This is a genomic window from Oleiphilus sp. HI0117 (assembly GCF_001635235.1).
In genome coordinates this window covers 1-3,911 of record NZ_LWGA01000935.1, presented here as the reverse complement: position 1 = coordinate 3,911, position 3,911 = coordinate 1, and the positions used below count along the sequence as shown (strand labels likewise).

3 protein-coding genes are annotated in these 3,911 nt (G+C 44.5%); 2 read left to right on the top strand and 1 reads right to left on the bottom strand.

All coding sequences use genetic code 11. The features are described from left to right. Positions 1–77 precede the first annotated feature (77 nt). Entirely contained in the window at positions 78–353 is a 276-nt protein-coding gene (locus A3757_RS16745; protein WP_068508677.1) for an HU family DNA-binding protein, read from the bottom strand. Between the two features lie 319 nt (positions 354–672). On the opposite strand from A3757_RS16745, the gene A3757_RS16740 reads away from it, so the two are divergent. Next, complete coding sequence (locus tag A3757_RS16740; RefSeq protein WP_082865257.1) at positions 673–1,731, top strand: hypothetical protein; 1,059 nt, start codon at positions 673–675, stop codon at positions 1,729–1,731. Positions 1,732–1,903: 172 nt separating this feature from the next. Further along, positions 1,904–3,911: TRAP transporter large permease subunit (locus tag A3757_RS16735; RefSeq protein WP_068739964.1), on the top strand; the 2,008-nt coding region annotated here is incomplete at its 3' end.

Sequence of the window (3,911 nt, the reverse complement as noted above, 5' to 3'; positions counted from 1 at the left end):
TACAGGTTTCGATAAAACTTTAGTAGAAATAAAAAAGAGGCCTTGAAAGCCTCTTTTTTGAATTTGGCTCAGGCCAGCTAGCCGTTCACTGCATCTTTCAGTGACTTGCCAGGCTTGAAGCCAACAGACTTGCTTGCAGCAATCTGGATTGTTGCACCAGTTTGAGGGTTTTTACCAGTACGAGCACTTCGCTCTCTGACTGAAAATGTGCCGAAACCGATCAGGCTTACGGTATCATTTTTGTTCATTGCATTGGTGATTTCATCGGTCAGAATATTCAGGACTTCACCGGCTTTTTCTTTGGTTAGGTCCGCTTTTTCAGCAATGGCAGCAGCAAGTTCAGGTTTTTTCATGAATTTTACCTTAATTGAGATTGTTGTCTTAGGTACACGCCAGACAGGGTCTGCAGTCCAGAGGACTTTGTACACCCTAAAGATAGTCCAGATCGCTTTGCTTGCAATGGGTAAAAGTAAAAAAAGCAAAATTTGTTAAAAAATGAAATATCTGTGAACTTGTTTCAAATTGGTAGCCATATTGAGTTTTGATTTACGGAACCCGCGTATAATTTTGGCACGAATTTTAATCTTTGTGCCATCGATCTCACTAAAATTCTATCAAGTCGTAGATAATCCGCGATTGCAGAAAGTATCTGAATGTTTTTAGGAGCCTATTGTGAAGCTGAATAGCAGCCGTACATATATAAAATGGATTGTTCTTTCCGTAGTGTTGTCGTCTTTACTGGGCGGCTGTAAAGCGATTAACCAGTTTTTGGTTAAGCCAATGGTTAAACCTACAGGTGATGCGATAACCCTGTTGGCCGAGGCGCACGTTGTACCTCAGTTGTTGACGACTGATGACTTGGTTGCGGGTTGTACTGGTGCTGAAGCGCTGGGAGCGATGGTTGAATCAATTGGCCGAATCACTGAAGAGCCCTGGGAGCTGGAAGTGCTTCTAAACTTAGGTGCTGGTGGTTGTGAAGAAGCAAGAGCTTTTGAACAAGAGCTTGCGTACTTGCGATACATTCGTGGACAGCAGCCAGATATGGCGCAAGATTCATTGATCGCCCAGAAAAATCACCATGTAAGAGCTGCGAAGCGTTATTACAAAGGCTGGCTGGCCTTGATTCAGTTTAATGGAGGTTTAGAAATTGGTGGTGAGTGTCCTGATCTTGAGCAAGAGTTTGATCAGATTGTTTGGTTGGCGGGATTGATTAATGGTCTTTTGTCCTTGAACCACGATATTCTCTCGGGTGTTGGTACCGGGGTGCCTAAAAACATTGCGGCACAAGCAGAACGTGGTGCGGGTTGTTTGGATAACCGGGCGTGGTTTGGCGTCCCTTTAGCGTTAAAAGCAGCGGTTTGGAGCTTGTTACCTGGTGCATTACCAGAGGGTGAAAATGCTTGGGAGCGATTGGAGCAAGCTGACCAGATTGGTGAAAATGCGCATATCCGTTTGGCGCACGTTTTCCATATTATCGCCGCTTATTCTAAAGGTGACATGGAGCGTGTAAGAACGGTTATTAAGCGACATGCTGAGCACATCACTAATCATAAAGCGAATAAGCAGTATCGTTTATTGGACGTAGCAGCAACAGAAGCGATCACCCGAATTTCAGATAAAATGTGGACAGAAAATATGGGGCACCGAACTCCAGTTGGTCAACTTGGATCTTTCTGGGATGAGAATGCCGCTGATGATATCGAAACTGTTGAACTGGATGACTTGTTTTAAAAAATGAGACCTGTATCACCTTAATATGCTTGAATCAAGGTGATTTGCCCATTTTTGAAAAAAAGAAAGTCAATCTCCAGCTAGTCTGCTACTAAGGAATGCCGGTATAATCTACCGGCATTTTTTTTTGGCTAATAATAAACCAATTCATTTTTCGGGGAGAAGGGACTACGTGGCTTCCAATACACAAAGCGGCCGCTCAATTTCTGAGTGGCTATCGTCATTACCAGCTTGTATTTTGTTGTTACTGGTTGTTGTTTTTAGTACCAGTAGTGATATCCATAATCAGATATTACAGGTTGGGGAGCATTACTGGCCGGGCTACTATAAGCTTCGAGTTGATCCTGTCGCACCTACCTGTGATCCAAACGTTAATGTTGAAGAGCAGTTGCAAGCACGTTTGGCTCAAACCGAAGATGATGATTTAGGTTTAGATCTATTCGATGCTGCACCTGTCGATCCGGACTTAATTCGTACCTCTATCGAGAATGCACGTCAGGATTGTCAGAATAAATTTACAGCTTACGAAGAAATAAGCGATCGTATTACCCCGAGCGTTGAAGCATTCAGAGCAGTAGAGTTGTTTGTTTCTGACGCGATAGGCGTTGGCTTAGTTTCCCAAAAGTTCATCCTGATAACCTTGATCTTTTTGTGTGCAATGACGGCAACCTTGAAGCGCCACCATATTGCCATGCGCCCGGTCTTGCACCGACTTGATCACTATGTGTCGAGCTCTGCACAGGTTATTGCTAATTGTGTTTTGTTGACTTCGGTTTTTGCCTTCCGGGAGTTGGCTCACTCAGATGGTACCAACCTCCCGTCTGAAGAAGCGATGCTGCATAACTTCTGGGTATATGGCATAGCCTTATTGTTGATCGTCAGTATCTACAATTTGATTAAGGTGCCTGCTCACCTAAAACCTGGCGGTAATATTGGCTATGCTTTGTTATCGGTTCCTCTCTATTCCACGATGGCCATCATTGCGGGTATTTTCTTCTTCTCTCATGGCCACATGCCAGGGATAGGTATCTATCTGAATACACTGATGGACCTGGCGGACATGTTCCTGAACGTTGGTTTGTATGTCTGGATAGGTATGCTCTTGAAACAAACCCGTTTTGCCGGTTTGGTTCTGAACCTGTTTAAGCCTTGGAAAATGCCTCCGGAAATGTTGGCTTTTGTTGTGGTTGTTCTTGCTGCTGTACCGACTGCCTACACAGGTGGCTCTGGTATCTTCGTTATCGCTGCTGGTGCAGTAATCTATCACGAAATTAGAGCAGCTGGCGCACGCCGCAATCTGGCACTCGCAGCCACGGCGATGTCAGGTAGTATGGGTGTTGTATTGCGACCATGTTTGCTTGTTGTTGTTATCGCGTTCATGAACCGTGAAGTAACGACCGACCAACTATTTGGCTGGGGTGTATGGGTCTTTGCGCTAAGTGCCTTTATGTTCTTTATTATGGTTATGTTTGTGAACCGTCAGAGCAAGATTCAATTAGCCTCTGTTGGTGATGCACTGCCAGAGACATTTTCGCAAATTAAGCCTCTCATTCCTTACATCCTTTGTATGGGTGGCGTTATTATGTTCTATAACATGGCCTTAAACGTTCAGTTGGATGAGTTCTCTGCAGCGCGAATCTTACCTGTGATGATGATCGTTATTCTTATTTTTGAACATATCACCAAGAAAGACATGGTGAGTGAAGATGGTAAGTCAACCGAGCCACATAAAGGTATTGAATACTGTGTGCGTACAGCCACCAACCAGACAACGGCTGAAATTGGTGCCCTGCTACTATTGGTAGCTTGTAGTATCTGTTTGGGTGGTATGATCGAACGAACCGGTGTTGTTGAGATGTTCCCAAGTGACTTCTCAAGTATCTGGACAGCAATGGCCCTTATGGTGTGTGCGTTGGTTGTCATGGGTATGATTATGGAAGCCTTTGGTGCGGTAATTCTGGTAAGCCAAACAATCGCTACGGTTGCTTACCAGGCTGGTATTGATCCAATTCACTTCTGGATGATGACTTTGGTTGCCTTTGAGTTGGGTTACTTGAGCCCGCCGGTAGCATTGAATCACTTGTTAACACGCCAAGTGGTGGGTGAAGAAGAAGCGCTTAAAGCTGATGAAGAAGTTAAGGATGGTACCTTCTACCAGCGCAATGAGCGTATTCTGATGC

Bases quoted from the DNA above. Each gene is read 5' to 3' on its own strand.
- A3757_RS16745 (WP_068508677.1), bottom strand. From the start codon at position 353: ATGAAAAAACCTGAACTTGCTGCTGCCATTGCTGAAAAAGCGGACCTA.